Consider the following 23701-nt stretch of genomic DNA (forward strand, 5'->3'; position numbering starts at 1 on the left):
TTCTCAGTGTGTGACGGAGGGGTGGCCGAGAGCGTTGCAGCCGACCTCGACGAGGCCGGCCATCGCGTCGGGGCTGAGCACGTCACGCAGGGCCACGCTGGCCACCGCGATCGCGCCGAGCGCGCCGACCTTGCGCAGAGCCCGGGGCGGGTCGCAGAGGAACTCCTCGCCGAAGGCCGCGGTGATGGCCTCGCCGATCTCCCTCAATGCCTGCCCCATCTCGCTCTCCGGTTCGCTGACCAGGGAGGAGAGGAGCAGAGCGACGACGCCCGGTTGCGCCAGCGCGAGCTGGGCCACGGCCGTGATCACGGCGCGGTCCCGCTCCGGCCCCACCGGCAGGTCCGACACACCGGTGGCGGTGTCCCGGACCTGGTTGACGCAGCGCTCGATGACCGCGTGCTGCAGGGCTTCCTTGTTCGGGAAGCGGTGCAGCAGACCGGTCTTCGAGTAGCCCACCGTGTCGGCGATGCGCTGGATCGACGTCTCCCTGAAGCCGTGGCGGGCGAAGAGGCTGGCCGCGGCGTCGAGGATTTCGTCGTCGATCTGCTGTCGGGTGGGACGGGGCATGGGACCACCGTAGACTGGAATGGACCAGGACGGTCCGTCAGGGACCGTGTTGGTCCACACACTGACTCATGTCAGGTTTCGAGGTTCCCGCCAAGGAAAGGGATAAACCCGGCGAGGTAGGGATCCGGTCCGTCCAGGGCTTTGCCGAACACCAGGTGATCTCCGGCGCAGATCACCAGATAAATCGGCAGATATCGTAGTTGAACTCGCGAAATCTCGGCCGCCACCGGCAACGCCGCGCCCGTGAAGTCCCCCGCATCGGGCCGGGCGAGCAGCAACGAAACCGCATCCGGCGGCAACGACACCCCCGCGACCACCGAGAACACCGTCCCATCGGCCAGCGTCAGCTCCGGCTCCGCCAGCCACACCGAGTGCACCACCGTCGCGTACGGCACCGGCTCACCCCGGAACCCGTCGAACCGGAACGACAACCGCCGCCCCGTCGCCAGGTGATAGCGCCGCCCGTCCGCCACTGAACGCCGGCCCAGCTCGGTCAGGTTCAGCTTGTCGCCGTCGCGTACCAGGTGGCCGATCCCGGCGAGGTGACGCACCGCCCGGGCCACCAGCGGCGGCTCGACACCGAGGAACCCGGCGAGCTCGTCGGCCCGGTCCAGGCCGGCCTCGGCGACGGCCCGGGACAGATAGCGATCCAGCACGTCGTACGGCTGTGAATCCCGGACGGTCGCGGTCACCTCGACAGCCCACATCGGCAGCAGCAGCGGCACGATCCGCTGAGGTTCGACGCCGGGCAGGGCGTCCACCCGGCGCTCGATCTCGCGCAGCGGCAGGTGCGCCGGCTCGCTCACGATCCGGACCGCAGGCGTACGCGGTTCGCGGCCGGCGCCTTCTCCAGAAGCCGTTCCAGCACGCTGCGGTTGAGCAGCCCGGTCACCTCGTCCGGAACCGGCGCCGCCCCGAGGTCGAACAGTGGCATCCGGCCCACCGAGCCGGCGAGCACCGCCCGGCGGGCCCGGACCAGCGGCACCAGCGCGACCGGCAGCCCGGTCCGGCCCGCGTCCACGATCACCACCAGGTCGAACTCCAGCTCGCCGTGCTCCGGGCGGCCGACTCCGAGGCAGGTGGTGGCGACCACATCGGCGTACCGCAGCAGCTCGGCGTGCAGTTGCCGGCTCGGCCGCGCGGCCCGCTGACGCCACTCGCGCAGCAGCCCGGCCCGGCCGCGCAGCACCGGTTCGAGCCCGGAGCAGTGGCCGGCGAAATCGGTGAGGCCCGCGGCGTCGGCGGTCCACGCCGGCTCCGGCGCGACACCGGACATCAGGCGGGTCAGCCGGTGCGCGGACCGTTCGGCGGACTCGAGAGCGCGATGGGCGGCCAGGTCGGCGAACGCGGCACGATCGGCAGCGGCCCGGACGGCGGCGTCCTGCTCGACGTCCTTGTCCAGCCGGTCACGATGGTCGGCGTGCTCCTCGCGTACCCTCGCCAGGGTTTCCCGCGCGGTCAGCGCGGCGGGAGCGGCGACGGCGAGCCGGGTGCGCAGACGCCCGGCCCGCCACCGCCCGAACCGGGAGTTCTCCGCCCGGCTCAGCGCTTGACCGAGCCGGCGCACCGCGTCCTCGGCGAGCGTGAGATCTCGTTCGGCCACCTCGACGGCACGCCCGTGATCGCGCAACGCGTCACCGAGCCGTTCCCGGGCGGCCACGGCGATCGCGTCCCGCTCCTCGCCGGCCTGGTCGGCGCGCCGGCGCTCCTGCTCGGCCTCGGCCAGCGCGGTGGTCAGCCGCCGCAGCCAGCCCATCGCCGGCGAGGGCTCGCCGAGCCACGGTTCGAGCGCGACGGCGGCGGCCTGCGAGCGCGCCAGGATCCGCCGCTGGGTCTCGGCAGCTGCCGCGGCGAGGCTGCCCGGGCCTCCCCCGGGCTGATCGGCGCGGACCACCGTCGGCCCGGGCGGCAACCTGGTCACCACGGCGTCGACGGTCGCCGAGTCGGGTGCGGTGATCAGCACGCGCTCACCGCGCTCCGCCGCGGCTCGCACGATCTCCACGACGGTCAAGGTCCGTGCGGCGCCTCGCGGCGCGATCAGACAGAGCAGATCGGGTACGGCCAGAGCCCGCCGGACAGCCTCGGCCCGGTCCGGGGCCGGCCCCCGTGGTTCCTCGGTGTTGTCCTGGCTGCGGTGCTGCCAGTACGGGCCCGGTGGCGCGAACCGGCCCTCGGCCAGCAGCGCGAGCAGCCCCGCGTTGGCGGTCGCACCGGCACGCAGCCGGACGATGGCGTCCCGCTGAATCCGCTGCCCCAGACCGTATTCGACAGGTTCCTCCTCGGCCGGCGCCCGCGGGCCGGGGATCCGCTCGGGCACCGCGTCGAGCTCGTGGGCCGCCACCACGGCGAGTTCGAGGGCAGCGCAGAACCGGTCGTTCTTGTACCGTCCCGGATAGAAGGCGTCGACACCGAGACCGCCGCCACCGGAGGTGTGGCGTTCGCGGTCATCACGATCCAGATCGACAGAGGTCGACGCCATCCGCTCACCATAGTTCGGCCCCCGAGGGCCACCAAACACGCTTTGTGCGCTTTCCGGCTATGGAATCGCTCCCACCCGCGCCGGGCGGCCCGGCCGCTTCACACTCCCGGGTGACATGCCGATAGGTCACTCGTGGACCACATCCGCCGTGTGCCCGGAACCGCGCTCGTGGCACTGGCCGCGTTCATCGCGCTGAGCGGCCTGGTCCAGGTGCTCCAGGTGCTGGCCATGGGCATCGACTTCGAGCCGCTCCGCAACGCCGCCACGGACCTGCTGCACGGCGAGTCGGTCTTCTCCGACCCGTACTTCGTCTATCCCCCCACAGCGGTACCGCTCCTGCTGCCGACCGCGCTCGGCGACCCGTACACCGCCTTCGCCCTCTGGACGCTCGCCGGCGGCGCCGCCCTGGCCGGCGCCGCGTGGCTGGCCGGCCGCCAGGCCGAGCCCGCTTCCCAGGCCGAGCCCGCTTCCCAGGCCTCGCCTGCCTCCCAGGCCTCGCCTGCCTCCCAAGCCGAGCCCGATTCCCAGGCTGAGCCGCACTCCGGGGCCGAGCCACATTCCGGGGCCTGGCGCTGGCTCTGTGTGCGGGTTTGCGGTTGTCGGAGATGCTGGCGCCGCTCTCTGGCCGTGCCCGGTCGCCGGGCGATCATCACGGCGGTCGCGCTGCTCGGTCTCCTCGGCGGTTTCGCCGCGTCCCGGTCGCTCTCGCTGGGCAACCTCACCGTCTTCCTGGCGCCCGCGGTGATCGCGATCCTGCTGGCGTTCCACCGGGGCCGCTGGACGCTCGGCTGCGCGATCCTGGCCGCAACGCTGCTGGTCAAACCGATGCTGGCGCCACTGATCCTGGTGCCACTGCTGCACCGCCGATGGTCCGCCCTGGCCCGCACCATGATCCCGGCCGGAGCCCTGCTGCTGGCCGCGATGGCACTGATCCCGGGCGGCTCCCGATATCCCGAAATCCTGCGCTATGTCGTATCCGGCACCAACCTGCACGGCGACAACGCGATCAACAACCTCTCCCTGCGAGGCTGGGCCGAAGCGCACGCCTGGCCGCACCTCACCGGAATTGCCGCGGCCGCGGCAACATTGCTGATCCTCGGGGTACGCCTGACCGAGGCCCGGTCCTCCGGAAAACGCCCGCCTCCCGTCTGGCTGGGCACCCTGCTTCTCGTCAGCACCCTGCTGGCCGGCGGCATATCCGAGGTGCATTATCTCCTGGTGGTGCTGGCCGCGATCCTGGTGTTGCTGGCCCTGCAGCCGCCGGAGTCCCGGGCCTGGCTCCTGTTCACACCGGGCATCACGCTGCTGGCGATCCCCGGCCCCTACGTACAGATGCTGCTGGGCCGCCGGGCAAGCGGCCAGACCTGGTTCGTGGTGGCCGAGCTGCTGCTGTTCGCCGCCCTGCTGACCATGCACCTCCGGGGCGGCGCCCGGCGCGCAGGTGCAGTCCGGTGCGCAGGTGCAGTCCGGTGCGCAGGTGCAGTCCGGTGCGCAGGTGCAGTCCGGTGCGCAGGTGCAGTCCGGTGCGCAGGTGCAGTCCGGTGCGCAGGTGCAGTCCGGTGCGCAGGTGCAGTCCGGTGCGCAGGTGCAGTCCGGTGGCCAGGCGGTTCCGAGCCAGAGCATGCGTCCCCGGCAGCGTCGCCCCGCCGAGCCCCGATCACACAGTGAGCCCGCATCCCGGCCAACCTCAAGCGAGCCCAGGGCACACAGTGGCCCCCAGCCACGCAGGCGCCCAACCGAGCCCAGGGCACACAGTGGCCCGCAGTCACGCAGGCACCCAACCAAGCCCAGGGCACACAGTGGCCCGCAGCCACGCAGGCACCCAACCAAGCCCAGGGCACACGGTGGCCATCGGCGTTGACGGGAGCACACGGTGAGCCGAACCGTGACGAGAACACACGTTGGCGTTGTGTGCGACCTGACCACCGCTATGGCGTTGACAGGAACACACACAGCGGTTCGGTGTGCCGCCATCTCCGCTGGGCGGGACACGAGCACACGGTGGGCGGGCATCCAGGCGAGACGCGAGCGCACGGTGAGCTTTGGTCACGCCGGGGTGGGGGCGCACTGTGTGCTCCTGTTCGCCGAGGTGGGGCCGCACGGTGAGTGAGCGTCTCTCCGCTCGGGCTTCTCGGGCCGCGCAAGCCACTCAAGCCGTGCAAGCCACTCAAGCCGTGCAAGCCACTCAAGCCACCCGGGTCACACGGGTGGCTCGGGCTGCTGGAGTTGCTGGGGCTGCTGTTGTCGCTGGGGTTGTCGGGGTGGGGACGCGGGTGGCGCCTCCGGATCTGGAGGACTTCGCGGGGGCCGGGCAGCGGCTGCTCGGTGGGCATCTGGACGGGATCTACGAGAGCGCCTGGAACCAGGCGGGGCCGCTTCAGCTGCTCGTGAGCCGGCTTCTCCTCGTCGGCGGGGCGGACGGGATGCCCGCCGCTGTCACGTTCTTCGTGGTCAACGCGGGACTCATGGTCGCGGCACTCCAGCTCTGCGGCGGGAGACCACAGCCGGAGACGGGACTACGGCGGGAGACGGGACTGCGGAGGGAAGGGCTGCGACCGGAGACGGGGCCGCGACCGGAGACGGCGCCGCGACCGAAGACCGCGCCGCGACCGAAGACCGCGCCGCGACCGGAGACGGCGCCGCGGCCGGAGACGGGGCTGCGGCGGGAGGGGCTGCGGCGGGAGACGGTCGTCGGGCTCGTTGTGCTGCTGTGGCTCGCCGTGCCGGTTGTCGGGGACGGGCATCCTGCGGAGTTGGCGGTGCCGGTGCTCTGGGCGTACGCAATGGTCTTGGGAAAGAGCCGGCGGCTGGTCGCGGCCGGGATTGTGCTGGGGGTTGCCGTTGCGATCGCGCCGTGGGCGGTGCTGGGTTTTCCGTGTCTGCTCGCGGCCGGGCCGTTGTGGCAGGTCGTGCGGGTGGCGGGGCTGGGCGGGATTGTCGGGGCGGCGGCTTATCTGCCGTTTGTGGTCGGTGGGCATTTCGGAATGTTCGGGCATGTGTGGCCGGTTGCCGCGGGGACGCTCGCGGCGTTCGCCGGGCTTGAGCAGGTGAGCTGGGCGATGCGGCTCGTGCAGGCGGAGGTCGTGGCGGTGGGTTGCGGGCTGGTGGCGTGGCGATTCCGGGAGCGGGTGCTCGTGGTCGCGGGTGCGCCGGCCGTCGCGGTGCTGCTGAGGGTGGCTACCGACTCGGTGGAGCTGCGGTACTACTGGGGGCCGGTCGCGGTGACGACCGTGATGGTGCTCGCGCTGATGCCGGAGCGGCGGTGGCGGCTCGGCGTGCTGCTCGGTTATCTCGCGCTGCTCGCCGCCTCACTCGGCCGGCCGCTGGCAGGCGCGACGGTCTGCCTCGGCGTCCTCGTGATGGCGCTGGCGAAAGATTCGACGGGCAGGCACGGGGATTCGACGGGCAGGCACGGGGATTCGGCGAGCGCTCGCGGAGGTTTGACGGGTGCTCACGGGTAGTGATTCGATCAATACTCCCGACAGATCGGATCTGGAGTCATGCCCGCAGCTGACCTGCTTTTCGTCGGCGGACGGATCTTCACCGCCGATTCCGCCCGCGGTTACGCCACGACCGTCGCCGTGCGGGACGGACGGATCCAGGCCGTCGGCACCGATGAGGTACGCGACCTCGCCGGCCCGGGCACCGAGATCGTCGACCTGAACGGCGGGCTGCTGCTGCCCGGGTTCCAGGACGCGCACGTGCACGCGGTGATGGGCGGCGTCGAGCTGAACCAGTGCGACCTGAGCGGCACCGTCGTCGTCGACGAATACCTCCGGCGGGTCCGGGCGTACGCCGACGAGCACCCGGATCTCGAGTGGATCTCCGGCGGTGGCTGGGCGATGGAGAGCTTCCCCGGCGGGATTCCGGGACGCGAGCTGCTCGACAGCGTGGTGCCGGACCGGCCGGTGTTCCTCTCCAATCGGGACCACCACGGCGCCTGGGTGAACAGCCGCGCCCTGGAGCTGGCCGGGATCACCGCGGACACCCCGGACCCGGCGGACGGCCGGATCGATCGGGCGCCGGACGGCTCACCGTCGGGCGGGCTGCAGGAGGGCGCCATGCAGCTGGTCACCGAACTGCTGCCGGAGCTCACCGCCGCGGACCGGCTGGCCGGGCTGTACCGGGGCCAGGACCTGCTCTTCTCACTCGGCGTCACGTCCTGGCAGGACGCCATGGTGTGCGCCACCAACGGTTATCCGGATGTCTCCGACGCGTACCTGGCGGCGGCCCACGACGGCTCGCTGCGGGCCACCGTGGTCGGCGCGCTCTGGTGGGACCGGGATCGGGACGGCTCGCAGATCCCGGAGCTGGTCGCGAAGCGGGAGAAGTTCACCGTGGGCCGGCTGCGCTGCGACAGCGTGAAGCTGATGCTCGACGGTGTCGCGGAGAACTTCACGGCCGCGATGACGGCGCCGTACCGGGACGGCTGCGGCTGCGCCACCACGAACCAGGGTCTGTCCTTCATCGACCCCGCTCGTCTGCCCTCGTACGTCACCGAGCTGGACGCCCTCGGTTTCCAGGCGCATTTCCACGCGCTCGGCGACCGGGCGGTACGCGACGCGCTGGACGCGGTCGCGGCGGCCCGGGCGGCGAACGGCTGGAAGGACACCCGGCCGCACCTCGCGCACCTGCAGGTCGTGCACCCGGACGACGTGCCCCGGTTCCGGGAGCTGGGCGCGAGCGCGAACCTGCAGGCGTACTGGGCGTCGCACGAGCCGCAGATGGACGAGCTGACCATCCCGTTCCTCGATCCCGAAGCGGTGATTCATCAGTACCCGTTCGGCGACCTGCGCCGGGCCGGTGCGCACCTGGCGGCCGGCAGCGACTGGCCGGTCACCACGCCGGATCCGCTCGAAGCGATCCACGTGGCGGTGAACCGGGTGCATCACGGCAGCGACTACCCGCCGTTCCTGCCCGGTCAGGAGCTGGACCTGACGGCGGCGCTGACGGCGTACACGGCTGGATCGGCGTACGTGAACCACCTGGACGACAGCGGGGTGATCCGGGCCGGCAACCGGGCTGACCTGGTGGTGCTGGACCGGGATCCGTTCGCGGGTGCACCGCAGGAGATCGGTGACGCATCGGTGGCGATCACGTTCGTCGGCGGGGAACGGGTCTACACCGCTTCCGCATGAGAAAGGCCCGGGGTTTCGCCCCGGGCCCTGTCCCTTATTGCGTTAGGCGGCTGCTCGTCCTCTACTGCTTCTCGGCCGGCTGCTCGTCCTCGTCGTCGAACTCGTCGTCGTCCGCTTCCGGAGCGCCGTGCCGGGACTGGGCCTGGGCCTGGGTCTGGGACTGGGCCTGGGTCTGGGCTTGCGCCTGTGCGGCCTCCAGCTCCTCGGCCACCGGCTCCTCGTCGATCACCTCGGCGGTGAGCTGCGGCGCGTCCATCCAGAGGGCGCGCAGCTGGCTCTGCATGAACGCGGTGAGCCGGCCCCGGTAATCGCGGTCGAAGTCCTCCAGCGCCTCGATCTGCTGCTGGAGCGCTTCCCGCTTGGTGCCGAGGCTGCCGACCACGTCGTCGTACCGCTGCTGCGCCTGGTGGCGCAGCTGCTCGGCACCGGCCATCGCGTCGGCGCCGATCGTCTCGGCGCGGGCGCGGGAGTCCGCGACGATCTTCTCACCGGTACGCCGGGCGTCCTCGGCGCGGGCCTGCGCGTCCCGAGCCATCTGCTCGGCTCCGGCGCGGGCCTCGGCCAGCACCCGGTCGGCCTCGCGGCGGACGCTGTTCGCGTGGGCCTGTGCTTCGCGGGCGATCTGCTCGGCGGCGGCCAGCGCGTCCGTACGGATCTTGTCCGCGTGGTGCTGGGCACTCGCCACGTGCTCCTCGGCGGTGCGCTGAGCAAGGGCCAGCACCTGGAGCGCCTGGTTCGGCAGACCGGGGTTCGGGGGGATCATCGCGTGCTCCGAGGTCTCACTGTCCGTCCCATTGAGCAGCACTTCGACACGTTCCTTATCTGAGATCGTCAGCGCGGGGGGTCAGGCGCTGCCCCGGGTTCGGTGTCGGAGCGCGACCATGATCGGCGGATGCTACCAAGCTGAGCTGGCCGTTTGCGAGAGATCCTCAGTGATCGGGCGATGACACTGAGCTGCCGAATGCTGGAACGCTGGGTAAAAAGAACATTTGCCCCATAAGATCATTAAATTCTGCTCCGCCGCCCCTCAAGGATGAGCCATGGAACGCCGCCGCGCGCTGGTCGCCGCCCTGACAACCACGCTGACGGCCGCTTCCGCGCTGGTCGGAAGCCCGGCGAGAGCCGACGGCTATCCGGTGGCGTCCTGGAGCATGGACGAGGAGCCCGGCGCGAGCCGCATGATCGACAGCAGCGGCAACGGCCTGGACGGCAGAATCGGTGGCGAGGTCGGCACCGGATTGATGTCCGGCGACGACATCGGGTACCACTTCGACCGGCTCGAACCGGACACTCCGCCCGCCAGACCCGGCCATCTGGTCGTCGTTCCGGACGATTCGGCGCTCGATCCCGGCACGAACGACTACGCCGTCACGGTGCGGCTCCGCACCACCAACAAGTTCGGCAACATCATCCAGAAAGGCCAGGCCACGGTCTCCGGCGGCAACTTCAAGCTGCAGATCCCGAGTGGACGGGTGGAGTGCACGTTCCGCGGGCCGAAGGCGTTCCTGGAGGTGATCGCGCCGTACTCGATCAACGACGGGTACTGGCACGTGGTCCGGTGCGTCCGTGTCCAGGCCGGGGTGGTCCTCGTCATCGACGGGCAGCAGGTCGCCGCGCGTGACGGCTGGACCGGGCCGATCGCGAACTCGTGGCCGGTGACGATCGGCGGCAAGTACGAGTGCGACCAGATCGACGTGGGTTGTGACTACTACGCCGGGGACCTGGACTACATCACGATCGAGGCCATGCGCCCGCAGTGGTGAGCGCATGGCCGTCGTTCGTTTTCCCAGAGGTTCTAGCAGGTGCTCAGCGGAACCCTCGCGCCAGCCGGTGGTACGCCTGGTTCCAGCGCACCTCCTTGGTGAACGACCGCGACGTCGTGGCCGAGTCGATCACCAGCAGCTCGGTACCGGCCATCTCGGCCAGGTCGGCCAGCTCCTCCGCGCCGACCGACGACGACAGCACCGTGTGGTGCGGGCCGCCCGCGGTCAGCCAGCACTCGGCCGACGTCTCCAGTGACGGCGCCGGCTTCCAGACGGCCCTGGCGACCGGCAGCCTCGGCAGCGGCGCGGTCGGCGGAACCACCTCGATCTCGTTGGCGACCAGGCGGAACCGCTCACCCAGGTCGGCCAGGCCGAGCACGATCGCGGGGCCGGGCGCGGCGTCGAAAACGAGCCGGACCGGGTCCTCACGGCCGCCGATGCCGAGCGGGTGGATCTCCAGCTTCGGAGTGCCGGATGCGATCGACGGGCAGACCTCCAGCATGTGGGCACCGAGGATGACCTCGTTGCCCGGCGTGAGGTCGTACGTGTAGTCCTCCATGAAGGACGTCGCGCCGCCCGGTGCCATCGCCTTGAGCGTGTGTACCAGCACCGAGGTCTTCCAGTCACCCTCGCCGCCGAACCCGTACCCATCGGCCATCAGACGCTGGACCGCGAGGCCGGGCAGCTGGCGCAGGCCGCCGAGGTCCTCGAAGTTGCTGGTGAACGCCTTGAAACCGCCCTCGGTGAGGAACTGCCGCAGGCCCAGTTCGATGCGGGCGCCATATCTCAAGGATTCGTGCCGGTCACCGCCGGACAGCAGCTCGGGCGAAATTTCGTAAATGTCGGAATACTCCGACACCAGTTTGTCGATCTCCTCGTCGCCGATCTGGTCGACCACGGCAACCAGGTCGTTTACCCCGTACGTATTGACCGAGACCCCGAAGCGCAACTGCGCCTCGACCTTGTCCCCCTCGGTCACCGCGACGTCGCGCATGTTGTCGCCGAACCGCGCGAGCTTGAGGTTACGCATGGCCGAGTAACCCCGGGCCGCCCGCACCCACGTGTCGATCCGCCTGACCACCGCCGGGTTGCTGACGTGCCCGGCCACCGTCTTGCGCGGAACCCCGAGCCGGGTCTCGATGAACCCGAACTCCCGGTCGCCGTGCGCGGCCTGGTTGAGATTCATGAAGTCCATGTCGATCTCGGCCCAGGGCAGTTCCACGTTGTGCTGGGTGTGCAGGTGCAGCAGCGGCGCCCGCAGCGCGTCCAGACCGGCGATCCACATCTTGGCCGGCGAGAACGTGTGCATCCACGTGATCACGCCGAGGACGCCGGGCGTCGACGAGGCCCGGCGGCAGATGTCCAGAATCTGCTCGGCAGTGGTGAGCACCGGTTGCCAGACCACGTCGGCGTCCAGGCTCGCGTCCAGCTGGGCGGCGATCTCCCGGGACTGCGACGCGACCTGGTCGAGCGTCTCCGGACCGTAGAGTCCCTGGCTGCCGGTCAGGAACCAGACTTCCCCGTTGCTGCTCATCTACTTGACCTTTCTCGTCACGAGTCGCTGCAGGACGATGAAGGCGAAGAGCAGGACCCCGACGATGATCCGGGTCCAGGCCGCGTTCAGGTCACCCTGGAAAATGATGATCGTCTGGATCAGGCCGGTGACCAGTACGCCGAGCAGCGCACCGAACACGTAACCGGATCCGCCGGTGAGCAGCACGCCACCGATGACGCAGGCCGCGATCGCGTCGAGTTCCAGCCCGTTGCCCTGCAGGGCCCAGCCTGAGGTCGAGTTGATGCTGAACAGCACACCGCCGAGCGCCGCGCAGAAGCCGCTCAGGGTGTAGACGGCGATCCGCGTACGGGCGACCGGAAGGCCCATCAGCAGCGCGGAGTCGGCGCTGCCACCGATCGCGTAGACATTGCGGCCGAACCGGGTCCAGGCCAGCACCGCCGCGGCGATCAGCACCGCGGCGAGTGCCACGATGGCGATCGGCTTGGTGACGACGCCCTCGGCGAGCGGGATCCGGTACTCCGAGATCGCCTTCCAGGTCTCGTCGCGGATCGGGATCGACTGCTGGTTGATGAACAGCGCCAGCCCCCGGGCCAGGAACAGCCCGGCGAGGGTAGCGATGAACGGCTCCACCTTGAAGTAGTGGATCACCGCGCCCTGTCCGGCGCCGATCAGCGAGCCGAGCAGCAGCACCAGGACCAGGACCACGAGCGGCGGCCAGCCGCCCTGCAGCAGGGTCGCGGAGAGCGTGGTGGTCAGCGAGATGACAGCGCCGACCGACAGGTCGATGCCGCCCGTGATGATCACGAAGGTCATCCCGACCGCGACCACCAGCAGCACCGCGTTGTCGCGGAACAGGTTGACCACGACGCTCGGCTGCCCGAAGTTCTCGAAGTTCGCCACCGCGCCGCTGTACATGATCACCAGCAGGGCGAGGGTCGAGAGGATCGGGATGTACTTCGCGTTCGGCCGGTAGACCCGCCGGCGCGGGTTGGCGGGCGAGTCCTTCTTGTTGCCGGTGTCCGGCGTCGCGTCGATGGTGGTCACGCGAGAACCTCCGATCGCGTTCTGAAGCGCCCGAAGACCTTCTCGCGGAAGGCGGCGGACTGGGAGAGGCAGAGTGCGACCACGACGACGGCCTTGAACAGCAGCGTGGCCTCGGGCGGCACACCGACCGCGACCACCGTCACGCCGAGCGCCTGGATCAGCACGGCGCCGAGCACGGTCCCCGCGATCGAGAACCGGCCACCGATCAGCGCGGTGCCACCGATCACCACAGCGAGGATGGCGTCCAGCTCGATCAGGTTGCCGGCCGAGATGCTGTCGGCGCTCTTGATGTTCGCGCTGTAGATGAGGCCCGCGAGCCCGGCGAACCCGCCGGAGACCACGTACACCATGGTGGTGATCCGCCGGGACCGGATGCCGGCCAGCCGGCTCGCCGTCGGGCTGCCGCCCACCGATTCCAGCAGCAGGCCCAGCGCGGTACGCCGGGTGAGCAGCGTGATCAGGACGACCGCGGCGACCGCGATCAGGAAGGCCACCGGCACCGCGAGGAAGAAGCCGGTCGCGATGGTCGCGTACGGCCCGGACTGCACGTTGATGATCTGACCGTCGGTGATCAGCTGGGCGATGCCCCGGCCGGCCACCATCAGGATCAGCGTCGCGATGATCGGCTGGATGCCGACCAGGGCGACAAGCGCGCCGTTCCAGAGACCGGCCAGCAGCGATACCGCGATCGCGATCACGATGATCAGCAGCACCGAGCCGACGCTGTTCTGATTGCCGAGGTCGCTGATCAGCAGACACGCGACAGCGCCGGAGATCGCCATGACGGAGCCGACCGAGAGGTCGATGCCGCCGGTGGCGATCACCAGGGTCATGCCGAGCGCCACCAGCACCAGCGGCGCACTGCCCCGCAGGATGTCGATCAGGCTGCCGAAGAGGTGCCCGTCGCGAACCGTGACGAACTGGTTGGAGGTGAACGCGTTGACGATCAGCAGCGCCACGAGGATCGCCGCCGGCCAGAACAGTCTGTTCTTGAGGATGGTCATGCTGTCGCTCCGCTGGCGATGGTTTGCATGATGCGGTCGGCGTCGACGTCCGGCGTGTTCTCCAGCTCCTCGACCAGCCTGCGGTCCCGGAGCACCTCGATCTTGTGGCTGAGCCGGAGGACCTCTTCGAGCTCGGCGCTGACGAAGAGCACCGCCATGCCGCCGTCGGAGAGCTCGGCGACCAGCTTCTGGATCTCCGCCTTGGCGCCGACGTCGATGCCCCGGGTCGGCTCGTCGATGATCAGCAGCCGGGGCTCGGTGATCAGCCAGCGGGCCAGCAGCACCTTCTGCTGGTTGCCGCCGGACAGGTTGCGCACCGGGCGTTCCGGGTCGGCCGGCCGGATCTGCAGCGCCTTGATGTACTTCGCGACGATCTCGTCCTGCTTGCGGCGCGGGATCGGGCGGGTCCAGCCCCGGGACGCCTGCAGCGCCAGGATGATGTTCTCCCGGACGCTGAGCTCGCCGATGATGCCCTCGGTGCGGCGGTTCTCCGAGGAGAACGCGATGCCGCGCTTCATCGCCACCTGCGGGTCACGCAGATTGACCTGCTTGCCCTCCAGCAGCAGCTCACCGCTGTCCGGCTTGTCGGCGCCGAACAACAACCGAGCCAATTCGGTACGCCCGGACCCGAGCAACCCGGCCAGCCCGACCACCTCGCCGGCGTGGATCGTCAGGTCGAACGGGGCGATCGCACCGGTCCGCCCGAGCTCCTTGGCCTGCAGGATCGGCTCGGCACCGGCCACCTTCTCGCGGGTACGCCGGGCCTTGTCCTCCAGGGACTCCAGGGCGGCGAGCTCCTTGCCGATCATCTTCTCGACAAGGCGTACCTGGGGAAGCTCCTCGGTCTTGAACTCGCCGATCAGCTGGCCGTTGCGCAGAACGGTGAGCCGGTCGGAGACCTCGTAGATCTGGTCGAGGAAGTGCGAGACGAAGAGGATGGCCACGCCGTCCGCCTTGAGCCGGCGGATGACCGCGAAGAGCTGCGCCACCTCCGAGGTGTCCAGGCTGGACGTCGGCTCGTCGAGGATCAGCACCCGCGCCGAGATGTCCACAGCGCGCGCGATCGCGACCATCTGCTGGATCGCCAGGGAGTACGTGTTCAGCGGGGCTGACACGTCGATGTCCAGGTCGAGCCGGGCGAGCAGCTCGCTCGCGCGCCGCCGCATCAGGCCCCACTGGATCCGGCCGAACTTGCGCGGCTCACGCCCGATGAAGATGTTCTCCGCCACCGAGAGGTTGGTGCAGAGGTTGACCTCCTGGTAAACGGTGCTGATGCCGGCCTGCTGGGCCTGGAGCGGGCCGTTGATGTGCACGACCTCGCCGCCCAGCCGCACCTCGCCGCCGTCGATCGTGTAGACCCCGGTCAGCACCTTGATCAGGGTGGATTTCCCGGCGCCGTTCTCGCCCATGAGCGCATGGACCTCGCCCGGGAACAGCCGGAAATCGACGCCGTCGAGGGCGACGACGCCGGGGAAGACTTTTCGGATCCCGGTCATCTCGAGGACCGGGGACTGCTCGCCCATTCGTGCTCCGTTTCGAAGCTCCGCAATGCCCCGGCCGGGCCGGCCGGGGCATTGACGGTATGGATCAGTACTGGCGGGTGGGCAGGGCTTCCTTCGCCTGCTCCTGGGTGAACGTGGTCTCCTCGGTGAGCACCCGGGTCGGGATCTCCTCACCGGCGTCGACCTTCTTGACCAGCTCCATCAGCTGCGGGCCGAGGAGCGGGCTGCACTCCACGATGAAGTTGATCTTGCCTTCGGACAGCGCCGTCATGCCGTCCTTGACCGCGTCCACCGTGATGATCTTGATGTCGGTACCGGGCTTCTTGCCGGCCGCTTCGATCGCCTCGATGGCACCGAGACCCATGTCGTCGTTGTGCGCGTAGAGCACGTCGATGTCCGGGGTGGACTGGAGGAAGGTCTCCATCACAGTCTTGCCGTCGGCGCGCTTGAAGTCACCGGTCTGCGACTTCACGATCTTGAAGTTCGGGTTCGCCGCGATCTTCTCGGCGAAGCCCTTCTGGCGGTCCAGCGCCGGAGCGGAGCCCGTGGTGCCCTGCAGCTCGACGATGTTGACCGGCTCGGTCTTGCCTTCGTACTCCTTGACCAGCCAGTCGCCGGCCTTCTCGCCCTCGACGATGAAGTCCGAGCCGATGAAGGTCTTGTAGAGCGAGGTGTCCTGCGAGTCGACCGCGCGGTCGGTCAGGATCACCGGGATGCCGGCGTCCTTGGCCTCCTGGAGCACCGCGTCCCAGCCGGAGGTGACCACCGGCGAGAAGGCGATGACGTCGACCTTCTGCGTGATGAAGCTGCGGATCGCGGTGATCTGGTTCTCCTGCTTGCCCTGGGCATCGGAGAACTGCAGGTCGATGCCGGCCGCGGTGGCCGACTCCTGGATGGACTTGGTGTTCGCGGTACGCCATCCGCTCTCGGCGCCGACCTGGGAGAAACCAAGAGTGATCTTGCCGTCGCTGCCGCCGTCCGAGGCAGCGTCGTCGCCGCTGCCGCCACAACCGGCGAGCACGGAGACCGCCAGAACGCCTGTCAGAGCAGCCGCGGACCAGTTCCTGCGCACCATAACCTCCTGAAACTGTTACCGTTAACAAAACGATCAACGGTCGGCATGACGTGCCTTGACCGCGAGGATGTTCAGTTCGCTGCGACGGGCGTCACAGCTTGCGTTTCGTGAGTGTTACCGTTCTCAACGTGCCCGTCAAGAGATATCGATCTTTGTTTCAGCCAGATTGCAAGAACGGCTGTATCGCCCAGGGTCATCACCCGGTCACCTGCTAGATATCGTCCAATGGCGACTCCACCACCGGCGCCGGGTCCGGAACCCGCAGCTGAGCAGCGATCCGCAGCCGAGCTGAGAGCCCCGCGTGCCCGGCGGGAGATCCGCTCCGGCAAGGAGCGCGGCACCGTCATGCGGGACGTCGCGAAATTGGCGGGCGTCTCGCATCAGACCGTCTCGCGGGTGATCAACGAACATCCCAACGTGCGCGCCGAGACCCGGGAACGCGTGCTGGCCGCGATGCGCTCGCTCAACTACCGCCGCAACCTGGCGGCACGCACGCTCGCCACCCGCGAGTCGCACACCCTCGGCATCATCGGATTCGAGACCACGCTCTTCGGTCCCGAGTCCATGCTGTACGGCATCGAGAGCGCCGCCCGCGCCGCCGGTTACCTGGTCAGCGTCGCCACCGTCCGCGACCTGGAACACCGGCCGGTGCTGGAGGCGGTGGACCGGCTCGCCCAGCACGACGTCGACGGCATCATCGCGATCGCGCCGAAATCTTCGGTGATCACCGCCCTGACCCACGCTCCCGGCGGCCTCGCCTGCGTCGCGGTCGGCGGCGCGGGCCCGATCGCCTCGCCGCACGGCGGCGGCACCCCCGACGAACCATTCCCGACGGTACGCGTGGACAACGCGGCCGGGGCTCGCCTGGCCACCCGCCATCTGCTGGATCTCGGCCACGCCACGGTGCACCACGCCGCCGGCCCACCGGACTGGCCGGAGTCACAGGCCCGGGTGGAGGGCTGGCGCGAGACGCTGTACGCGGCCGGCGCGGTCGTCCCGCCGGTCACCTCCGGCTGGTGGGACGCGGCCGCCGGGTACGAACAGGGCCGCCGTCTCGCCGCCGACCACTCGGTGACCGCGGTGTTCTGCTCCAACGACCGGATCGCCCTGGGTGTGCTGCGCGCCCTTCAGGAGGCGGGCCGCCGGGTGCCCGAGGACGTCAGCGTCGTCGGGTTCGACGACATGCCCGACTCCGGGTTCTTCCTGCCCCCGCTCACCACCGTCCACCAGGACTTCGCCGAGCTCGGCCGCCGGGCCCTCGCTCTGCTGCTGCGCCACATGGGCCGCCCCGGCGACGCCCCGCCGGAGGACGTGGTGGTGGCGCCGTCACTGGTACCGAGGGCGAGTTCCGCGCCACCCACTCGCTTGTCATGACAGATCGTGACCACAGGAGGTGTCCAAGATCTGGCAGTCGGCACCGCGCACTCCCCCGGCCAGGCTTTTCTTCGGGGAAGTACTCACCCGCACCGGTGACGGAACCGGCACCCGGCCCGGCAGGCCGTTACAGTCCGGAAGGTGCTCGACGACGACACGACTCAGGTGGTGAGCAGCCGGTGACCAACAGATGGCTCGGCCGCCGCAAGAACCCACGCCTCTCGGGCACCCTGCACATCCTGGACGCCGCCGGTCGCGAACTCGCCGTGCCGCTGCGCGGCCGAGCCACGGTTCTCACCGCCGGTGGCACCGGCCTGACCGGGTACGGCGAAGTCTGGGCCGTGCACACCACAACAGCCGCACCGGACACCAGCCTGATGATCAGTTACGGACACGACGACAACGCCAGCAAGCGGGAGTCAGGCCTGTGCGCGGCCGGCGACACGGTGGTGCTCAGCGGCGTCCGCTTCACGTGGCGTCACCAACCGGCCGCGACAAGCACACCGATCCCCCGCCCCCGCGAAGCCATGCCGAACATGCCCCGCACCCCACCCTCGGGCCCGTCGCCGGCGCCGTTGTCCGCGTCCGCATCGGCGTCGGCGTCGGCGTCGGCGTCGGCGTCGGCGTCGGCGTCGGCGTCGGCGTCGGCGTCGGCATCAGCGGCGTCGTCGGCATCAGCGGCGTCGTCAGCGTCCGCGGGGGCGAAGTTCAACGCCCGCACCCAGCCGGCCCAGGTCTCACCGGCGCGCACCGAGCCCGCTCGCGGCAACCGCTCACCCGGCAGCGCGACGCAACCGTCCGCCCGCCCCAACGCCCGCCGCCCCTCCGGATCTTGACCGCTCCAAGACCCTCGCCGGGGTGGCCGGGTCTCCACAAAGCCGGAACTCCTCACCGGCGTGGTGACAACCCGTCACTAGGAAACGCGTAGATCAACCTAACCACCACGCCCTCCCGGCATAGAAAACTCGTGGTCGATTGGACGCCCGGAGCGCGCGAGGCCGGCAGCCCTTCTGAATCTTGAGCGACTTCCGACCTCACAGGGTCAACAATCGCTCAAGATCCACAAGGGAGCCCGGGTCAGCTACACGCGGCGGCCGAGGCAGCCATGACAGCTGCACGCTGCAACCGAGGCGCGCGCGGGGCAGCAGCCACGGTGGCCGTGCACGGTGGTCGTGCGCGGCAGCCACGGTGGCCGTGCGCGGCAGCCACGGTGGCCGTGCGCTGAGAGCCAGCCGGACTCTGTCGCAGCGGACCTGTCGGAGGGTGGATCAGGTCGCACACAACGCCACCGTGTGCCTTCGTCCACGCCCTGGCAGTGATGAAGCTACACAGACCGGAACCGTGCGACCCCACCCACGCCAGACCGAGCATCCGTGTGCTCCCGTCCACGCGCCCCGGAACCGAGATCCGAGACCCGAGACCCGAGACCACCGGGGGCCCTCATCCTGCTTCTACGTATCGAAGCCGATCAGCAGTCCCACTTCGCCACATTGACGTGCGAAAATGGCGCTACTCGAGGGTCAACAATCGCTCAAGATCCGCACGGAAACACGGAAAAGCGGAAAAGCGGAAAAGCGGAAAAGCGGAAACGCGCCGCAGCGGCCAGACGGCGGCGAGCAGCGGCGGCAGGCGACGCGCAACAGCGGTCAGTAAGCAGCGGTCGGCGAGCAGCAATTAGTCAGCGGGCAGCCGTCGGCGGGCAACCCAGCGGCGGCCAACCGAGCAACGGCCAACCGAGCAACGGCCAACCGAGCAACCGAGCAACGGGCAACGGCCAACCGAGCAACGGCCAGCCGTCGACGGGCAGCCGGGCAGCGGGCCGCAGGCAGCGGCCGGCTGTCAGGCGCTGGGCTTCGGGTTGCCGTAGTACGCGCCCGGCCCGTGCTTACGCTTGAAATGCCGCTCCTGCAGGTGCTGCGGGATGTTCGCCGCTGGGTTCAGTGCCAGCGTCTTCAGCGCCATCTCCGCCACCGCCTCACAGATGATGGCGTTCTGCACCGACTTGATGGGGTCCGCACCCCAGGTGAACGGCCCGTGGTTGGCGACCAGCGCGGCCGGCATCGCCCCCGCCTCCTCGTCGTCACCGATCGTCTCGACGATCACGCGGCCGGTGTTCAGCTCGTAATCGGTCGCGCATTCGGCAGCGGTGAGGCCACGCGTCACCGGCACCGGACCGTTGAACGTGTCGGCGTGCGTCGTTCCGAGCAGCGGAATGTCCAGCCCGGCCTGGGCGAACGCGACCGCGTTGGTCGAGTGCGTGTGCGTCACCCCGCCGATCGAGGGCCAGGCCAGGTAGAACGCCCGATGCGACTCGCTGTCCACGGACGGCCGCAGGTCGCCGGCGAGCACCTTGCCGGTCTCCAGATCGACCGGGACGAGGTGGTCCTCGGTCAGCTCGTCGTAGGCGATCCCGGACGGCTTGATCAGGTAGATCCCGGCCTCACGGTCGATGCCGCTGACGTTGCCCCATGTCAGCTGGGCGAGCCCGGCCTCCGGAATGATCTGGTTGGCCCGCAGCACGGCCCGGCGCAGAGCCTTGGAACCGTAAGTCACGTCGTCTTCCCCTCGGCCCACGGATGTTAGCGCTCACCCTAGCCGACCCCAGCGATCCCCTGACAAGCCCCGGAAACGTCACGTTAACGCCAACACTTCCTGTCGAACGCGGATCCGCAGCGCCTCCGGGAGCGCGGCGTGACCAGCCGCCTGCGCCGCCTCCTGCCCGGCCTCGCCTGCGGCATAGGCCAGGAAACTGCGGGTCACCGCAGGCGTTCCGGTCCGGCACACCACTTCATAGGAGACCAAGACCATCGGGTACGCGTAATCGGCCGTCCCGTCGTATCGCAGCTCGATCCGGAGGTCGTCGGTGATCGTCGCGCCCTCGATCGCAAGCCCGGCAGCGGAGTTCGACGGCGCCGTGAACGGACCGCCCGCCGCGCCGACGTGCACCACCGGCAGATCGTTCACGGTCGCGTACGACGACTCGACGTACCCGATCGCCCCGACCGTCCGGGCCACCGCGGCGACCACCCGGTGGCTGCCCTTCTCCCCGGTTCCGCCCGGCGCCCGCCAGTCGCCGCCGACCCCGTGCGGCCACTGCGGCCCGGCCGCCCCTGCCAGGTAACGGGTGAAATTGTCGGTGGTGCCACTGCTGTCCGCGCGGTGGATCGTACGAATGGGAATGGCCGGAAGCGCCGCGACCGGGTTCTCCGCCGCGATGGCCGGGTCGTTCCAGGCCGTGACCTTCCCGCTGAAGATCTTGGCGATCGTCTCCGGCGTGAGCCGGAGCTCGTCCACCCCGGCAACGTTGTACGCGAGCGCGATCGGTCCGGCGACCAGCGGAAGGTGCACCACCGGGCCACCGCACCGCTGCTCGGCCCGTCGCATGTCGTCCGCGCCGAGCACCGCGTCGGTGCCGGCGAAGTCACCGGCGCCGCCGAGGAAGGCACGCACCCCGGCGCCCGAGCCGGTGCCCGCGTACTCGACAGCCGCGTCCGGGCAGGCGATCTGGTACGCCTTGATCCACGCTTGGAGCGCGTTGGTCTGCGCCGACGACCCCTGCCCGGCGGCCGTGCCAGCGGCGCAGCTGATCCGTTCCGGTCGCGGCTCGGGCGCCGCGGAGCAGCCGGCGAGCGCCAGAAGTGCCAGCGCGACGAGCAGGACTCTCATCGGTACTCCGCCAATCGCCGGCGCACACCGGCCGCTGTCAGCACGATGACCAGGGCCAGAACCCCCACCGGCACGGCCACCGCGCCGGTGAGCGTGCGTTTCGCGGAGGCCAGCCCGCGATCGAACTCGGCCTTGCGCACCCCGGTGACCGCCGCGACGGCCGCGTCGAAGTACGCGAAGTCGAACGCCGCGTCACCGCGCCGGATCCCGGTGAGCGCGGTGATCGCCTCGCCGGTCCGGTCGTCCTCGGCCAGCGCGACGATCCGCTCGTGAGTGCGCTGATAGGCGGCCCACCGCTGCGCGGCCACCGGGTCCAGCCCGGTGAGCAGCTGCGACTTCCCGGCGAAGTCGTCCCGGTAATAGGCGAGGTTGCCGCTGACCAGGTACCGGCTGGTGTCGGCGGCGGCGTCGTACCCGATCGCCCGCAACTCGGACATCTCCAGATAGGGTCGCAGCCCGTCGGTGCGGGCCGCGGCGAGCCGGCGTTCCTGCGCGCCGAGGACCGTGGAGAACGCCACCAGCAGCGTCAGGCTCAGCGCGGTCGCAGTGATCAGGGCCGGGTTCCAGGTGCGGCGGAACCGCCGGGCCAGCCAGACCTGCAGGGCGATCAGCAGCACCAGCAGCGCACCACCTAGCAGCACGGCCACCGCGCCGCCGGCCGCCTCGGTGCCGCTCTTGGCGTCGTACGCGCTGTCCAGTCGCTGCTCGCTGACGGCCCGCAGCCGGTACGCGGCCGGGAGCAGCCGGACGTGCAGCAGGTTGGTGGCCTGGGTGTAGTAACCGAGCGCGTCGGCGGCGGAGTGCGGCTGCGCGGCGAGGGCCTGGCCCAGCCGCTGCCGGTAGACGGCGAGGCCGTCGAGCATCTCGGTGACCAGCGACCGTTCCAGATCGCCGGCCCCGGCGGCGAGCACGTCACGCAGGCCGGTGTCGATCTGCCGGCCGCGTTCCCGGTAGGCGCCGAGCGCGTCGAGCCGGCTGCCGGCCAGGGCGTCGGCGTCACCGGCGAGCAGGATCCGGGTGGCCTGCGCGTCCAGATCGCTCAGTGCGAAGTAGAGGTCGGCCGCGACGGCGGCCTGCGGAGCCGCCTGGTGGCCGATGATCCGCACCTGGTCCTGCACCCGCGCGGCCACCAGGCCGGTGGCGATCAGCAGAGCGGCGGCCGCGCTCACGGCCAGCGCTGACAGCAGCCTCAGACGGACCGGTGTGTCGCGCCGGGCCAGGTTTCGAGCGGTGGTCCTGGTCGCTTCCAATACCGCGGGCACGCCGTCACGGTAGGCCTGCACACCAATTCTCAAATCGTACCCAAGTGGGGTGAAGCGTTCCGATGCGCCGAAGCGCATCGGAACGTCCATCAAGAATTCACCTAGCGGAGAACGCGCTTGTCCGGCCGCAGCGACTCGGGCAGCGCGATGGTGATCCACTCGTTGTTGTCGGCGACGCCGGCGGTCCGGCCGCTGGAGAACGGGAAGTTGTTGTCGTTGAGCACGGCGATCGTCTTCTCGTCCAGGATGACCACGTCCTCGATGGTCTGGAACGGGAAGGTGAACGTGGTGCCGAAGCCGCCCAGCTTGCGCGGGTTGGCGATGTTCATCAGGTCGACGACGAGCGTCTTGTCGAGCAGGCCGTCCTTGTCACGGTCCCTCTTGTCGGCCAGATAGATCTTCTTGTTCACCGCGGTGGCGCCCTGGCCGTTGTCCCGCTCGATGATCAGGAAGCGGTCCTTGTCGACGGCGATGGCGTCACCGATCGCGTGCGCCGGGGCGTCGAGCTGGTACACGTACCGCTTGCCGGTGTACGCGCGGGTACGCAGGTCGAACTCGTTGAGCCGCAGCTGACCGGCGGTGTCACCGGTGACCGTGCCCTCCAGCAGCGGGTACAGGTAACGGCCGTCGGGTGACGCGGCCATGCCCTCGAAGCCCTTGCTGCCGCCGAGCGTCGCGGTCACGCCGGTGCGGGCCGCGGTCTCCGGCGCGATCACGCCGTCGAGCGGCGCGGGTGCCGCGAGCAGGCGGCCGCCGCGGTCGAAGTGCAGCAGGTACGGGCCGAACTCGTCACCGATCCAGTACGAGCCGTCCTTCGCCTTGACGATCGACTCCACATCGAAGTCGGAGCCGGTCAGCACCCGGTCGGAGCGGGTCAGCTTCCACGGCACGAAGCCGTTCGGGTCGGTCAGGTTGAGGCCGCCGACCACGTCGACCTGGTTGCTCGCGAACGCCGGCGCCAGCCGCTGGACACGGAGCAGGAAGTCACCGGAGTTGGCCTGGTTGCCGTACCCGTTGTCGGACAGCACGTCGAACGTGCCGTCACCGTTGGCGGCGATCCCGGAGAAGCCCTGGATCGGCTGGTCCGCGAACGGCGCCACGAAACCGTTCGTGTTGCCGGTGACCAGGCTGCCGGACGGCTCGCTGCCCGGCACGAAGGTGCCGGCCGGCAGCGAGGCCCAGCCGGTCAGCGTCGGCTTGGTGACCTTGATGTGGTGGCCTACGGCCACCGACGCCGTCCCGGCGACGGCCAGGGTGAGTGCGACGGCGCCGGCTATGGCAGCGGTACGAGTAACGATCTTTCCCATGATG

General features: G+C 69.9%; 19 protein-coding genes. 6 read left to right on the plus strand and 13 right to left on the minus strand.

The genetic code is table 11. The features are described 5' to 3' along the window. Positions 1-3: 3 nt before the first annotated feature. From ACQP2E_RS25745 to ACQP2E_RS25755, 3 genes are all read right to left on the minus strand, one after another. On the minus strand, positions 4-567 hold the full coding sequence (locus ACQP2E_RS25745) for a TetR/AcrR family transcriptional regulator (RefSeq protein WP_433825507.1): 564 nt from the start codon (positions 565-567) through the stop codon (positions 4-6). Positions 568-638: 71 nt separating this feature from the next. Continuing rightward, positions 639-1373, minus strand: a complete 735-nt coding sequence (locus ACQP2E_RS25750) for a hypothetical protein (RefSeq protein ID WP_433825508.1) — start codon at positions 1371-1373, stop codon at positions 639-641. Beyond that, a complete protein-coding gene (locus ACQP2E_RS25755; RefSeq protein ID WP_433825509.1) occupies positions 1370-3046 on the minus strand; it encodes an AAA domain-containing protein in 1677 nt (558 codons plus the stop codon). Before ACQP2E_RS25755 ends, ACQP2E_RS25750 begins: the two co-directional genes overlap by 4 nt. 132 nt (positions 3047-3178) lie before the next feature. On the opposite strand from ACQP2E_RS25755, the gene ACQP2E_RS25760 reads away from it, so the two are divergent. The 3 genes from ACQP2E_RS25760 (at position 3179) to ACQP2E_RS25770 (ending at position 8184) form a co-directional block, all read left to right on the plus strand. Beyond that, the gene (locus ACQP2E_RS25760) at positions 3179-4714 is read left to right on the plus strand and encodes a glycosyltransferase 87 family protein (protein ID WP_433825510.1); all 1536 of its coding nucleotides are present in this window, start codon (positions 3179-3181) and stop codon (positions 4712-4714) included. A gap of 593 nt (positions 4715-5307) precedes the next feature. Further along, on the plus strand, positions 5308-6507 hold the full coding sequence (locus tag ACQP2E_RS25765) for a hypothetical protein (protein WP_433825511.1): 1200 nt from the start codon (positions 5308-5310) through the stop codon (positions 6505-6507). Between the two features lie 39 nt (positions 6508-6546). Continuing rightward, positions 6547-8184, plus strand: a complete 1638-nt coding sequence (locus ACQP2E_RS25770; RefSeq protein ID WP_433825512.1) for an amidohydrolase — start codon at positions 6547-6549, stop codon at positions 8182-8184. Positions 8185-8245: 61 nt separating this feature from the next. Here ACQP2E_RS25770 and ACQP2E_RS25775 read toward each other — a convergent pair whose 3' ends face one another. Beyond that, entirely contained in the window at positions 8246-8947 is a 702-nt protein-coding gene (locus ACQP2E_RS25775) for a hypothetical protein (protein WP_433825513.1), read from the minus strand. Positions 8948-9224: 277 nt separating this feature from the next. Here ACQP2E_RS25775 and ACQP2E_RS25780 point away from each other — a divergent pair, with 277 nt between their 5' ends. Further along, entirely contained in the window at positions 9225-9947 is a 723-nt protein-coding gene (locus ACQP2E_RS25780) for a laminin G domain-containing protein (protein ID WP_433825514.1), read from the plus strand. Positions 9948-9990: 43 nt separating this feature from the next. Here ACQP2E_RS25780 and araA read toward each other — a convergent pair whose 3' ends face one another. The 5 genes from araA to ACQP2E_RS25805 form a co-directional block, all read right to left on the minus strand. Next, complete coding sequence (araA, locus tag ACQP2E_RS25785) at positions 9991-11481, minus strand: L-arabinose isomerase (RefSeq protein ID WP_433825515.1); 1491 nt, start codon at positions 11479-11481, stop codon at positions 9991-9993. Beyond that, positions 11482-12507: a galactofuranose ABC transporter, permease protein YjfF gene (gene yjfF / locus ACQP2E_RS25790; RefSeq protein ID WP_433825516.1), complete on the minus strand. Its 1026-nt coding sequence runs from the start codon at positions 12505-12507 to the stop codon at positions 11482-11484. It abuts the gene before it with no gap. Further along, a complete protein-coding gene (locus tag ACQP2E_RS25795; protein ID WP_433825517.1) occupies positions 12504-13511 on the minus strand; it encodes an ABC transporter permease in 1008 nt (335 codons plus the stop codon). The genes yjfF and ACQP2E_RS25795 overlap by 4 nt, the downstream gene beginning before the upstream one ends. Continuing rightward, positions 13508-15034 (minus strand): sugar ABC transporter ATP-binding protein, encoded by a 1527-nt coding sequence (locus ACQP2E_RS25800; protein WP_433825518.1) that lies wholly within the window; start codon positions 15032-15034, stop codon positions 13508-13510. Before ACQP2E_RS25800 ends, ACQP2E_RS25795 begins: the two co-directional genes overlap by 4 nt. A gap of 64 nt (positions 15035-15098) precedes the next feature. After that, positions 15099-16088 (minus strand): substrate-binding domain-containing protein, encoded by a 990-nt coding sequence (locus ACQP2E_RS25805; RefSeq protein WP_433825519.1) that lies wholly within the window; start codon positions 16086-16088, stop codon positions 15099-15101. 345 nt (positions 16089-16433) lie between these two features. On the opposite strand from ACQP2E_RS25805, the gene ACQP2E_RS25810 reads away from it, so the two are divergent. Then, on the plus strand, positions 16434-17462 hold the full coding sequence (locus ACQP2E_RS25810; protein WP_433834054.1) for a LacI family DNA-binding transcriptional regulator: 1029 nt from the start codon (positions 16434-16436) through the stop codon (positions 17460-17462). Between the two features lie 179 nt (positions 17463-17641). Continuing rightward, positions 17642-18298, plus strand: a complete 657-nt coding sequence (locus ACQP2E_RS25815) for a hypothetical protein (protein ID WP_433825520.1) — start codon at positions 17642-17644, stop codon at positions 18296-18298. A gap of 1003 nt (positions 18299-19301) precedes the next feature. Here ACQP2E_RS25815 and araD read toward each other — a convergent pair. From araD to ACQP2E_RS25835, 4 genes are all read right to left on the minus strand, one after another. Next, positions 19302-20015: an L-ribulose-5-phosphate 4-epimerase AraD gene (araD, locus tag ACQP2E_RS25820; protein ID WP_433825521.1), complete on the minus strand. Its 714-nt coding sequence runs from the start codon at positions 20013-20015 to the stop codon at positions 19302-19304. Positions 20016-20093: 78 nt separating this feature from the next. Beyond that, entirely contained in the window at positions 20094-21128 is a 1035-nt protein-coding gene (gene pstS / locus ACQP2E_RS25825) for a phosphate ABC transporter substrate-binding protein PstS (protein WP_433825522.1), read from the minus strand. Then, complete coding sequence (locus ACQP2E_RS25830) at positions 21125-22390, minus strand: hypothetical protein (RefSeq protein WP_433825523.1); 1266 nt, start codon at positions 22388-22390, stop codon at positions 21125-21127. Before ACQP2E_RS25830 ends, pstS begins: the two co-directional genes overlap by 4 nt. 101 nt (positions 22391-22491) lie before the next feature. After that, positions 22492-23697 carry an esterase-like activity of phytase family protein gene (locus ACQP2E_RS25835; protein ID WP_433825524.1) on the minus strand — a complete coding sequence of 402 codons (1206 nt, stop codon included), beginning with the start codon at positions 23695-23697 and terminating at the stop codon, positions 22492-22494. Positions 23698-23701: the final 4 nt, after the last annotated feature.

Source organism: Actinoplanes sp. CA-015351 (genome assembly GCF_050955685.1).
Classification (GTDB): Bacteria; Actinomycetota; Actinomycetes; order Mycobacteriales; family Micromonosporaceae; genus Actinoplanes.

Bases quoted from the DNA above. Each gene is read 5' to 3' on its own strand.
- ACQP2E_RS25755 (WP_433825509.1), bottom strand. From the start codon at position 3,046: ATGGCGTCGACCTCTGTCGATCTGGATCGTGATGACCGCGAACGCCAC.
- ACQP2E_RS25805 (WP_433825519.1), bottom strand. From the start codon at position 16,088: ATGGTGCGCAGGAACTGGTCCGCGGCTGCTCTGACAGGCGTTCTGGCG.
- araA (WP_433825515.1), bottom strand. From the start codon at position 11,481: ATGAGCAGCAACGGGGAAGTCTGGTTCCTGACCGGCAGCCAGGGACTC.
- ACQP2E_RS25770 (WP_433825512.1), top strand. From the start codon at position 6,547: ATGCCCGCAGCTGACCTGCTTTTCGTCGGCGGACGGATCTTCACCGCC.
- ACQP2E_RS25745 (WP_433825507.1), bottom strand. From the start codon at position 567: ATGCCCCGTCCCACCCGACAGCAGATCGACGACGAAATCCTCGACGCC.
- ACQP2E_RS25835 (WP_433825524.1), bottom strand. From the start codon at position 23,697: ATGGGAAAGATCGTTACTCGTACCGCTGCCATAGCCGGCGCCGTCGCA.
- ACQP2E_RS25795 (WP_433825517.1), bottom strand. From the start codon at position 13,511: ATGACCATCCTCAAGAACAGACTGTTCTGGCCGGCGGCGATCCTCGTG.
- ACQP2E_RS25780 (WP_433825514.1), top strand. From the start codon at position 9,225: ATGGAACGCCGCCGCGCGCTGGTCGCCGCCCTGACAACCACGCTGACG.
- ACQP2E_RS25800 (WP_433825518.1), bottom strand. From the start codon at position 15,034: ATGGGCGAGCAGTCCCCGGTCCTCGAGATGACCGGGATCCGAAAAGTC.
- ACQP2E_RS25810 (WP_433834054.1), top strand. From the start codon at position 16,434: ATGCGGGACGTCGCGAAATTGGCGGGCGTCTCGCATCAGACCGTCTCG.
- ACQP2E_RS25775 (WP_433825513.1), bottom strand. From the start codon at position 8,947: ATGATCCCCCCGAACCCCGGTCTGCCGAACCAGGCGCTCCAGGTGCTG.
- pstS (WP_433825522.1), bottom strand. From the start codon at position 21,128: ATGAGAGTCCTGCTCGTCGCGCTGGCACTTCTGGCGCTCGCCGGCTGC.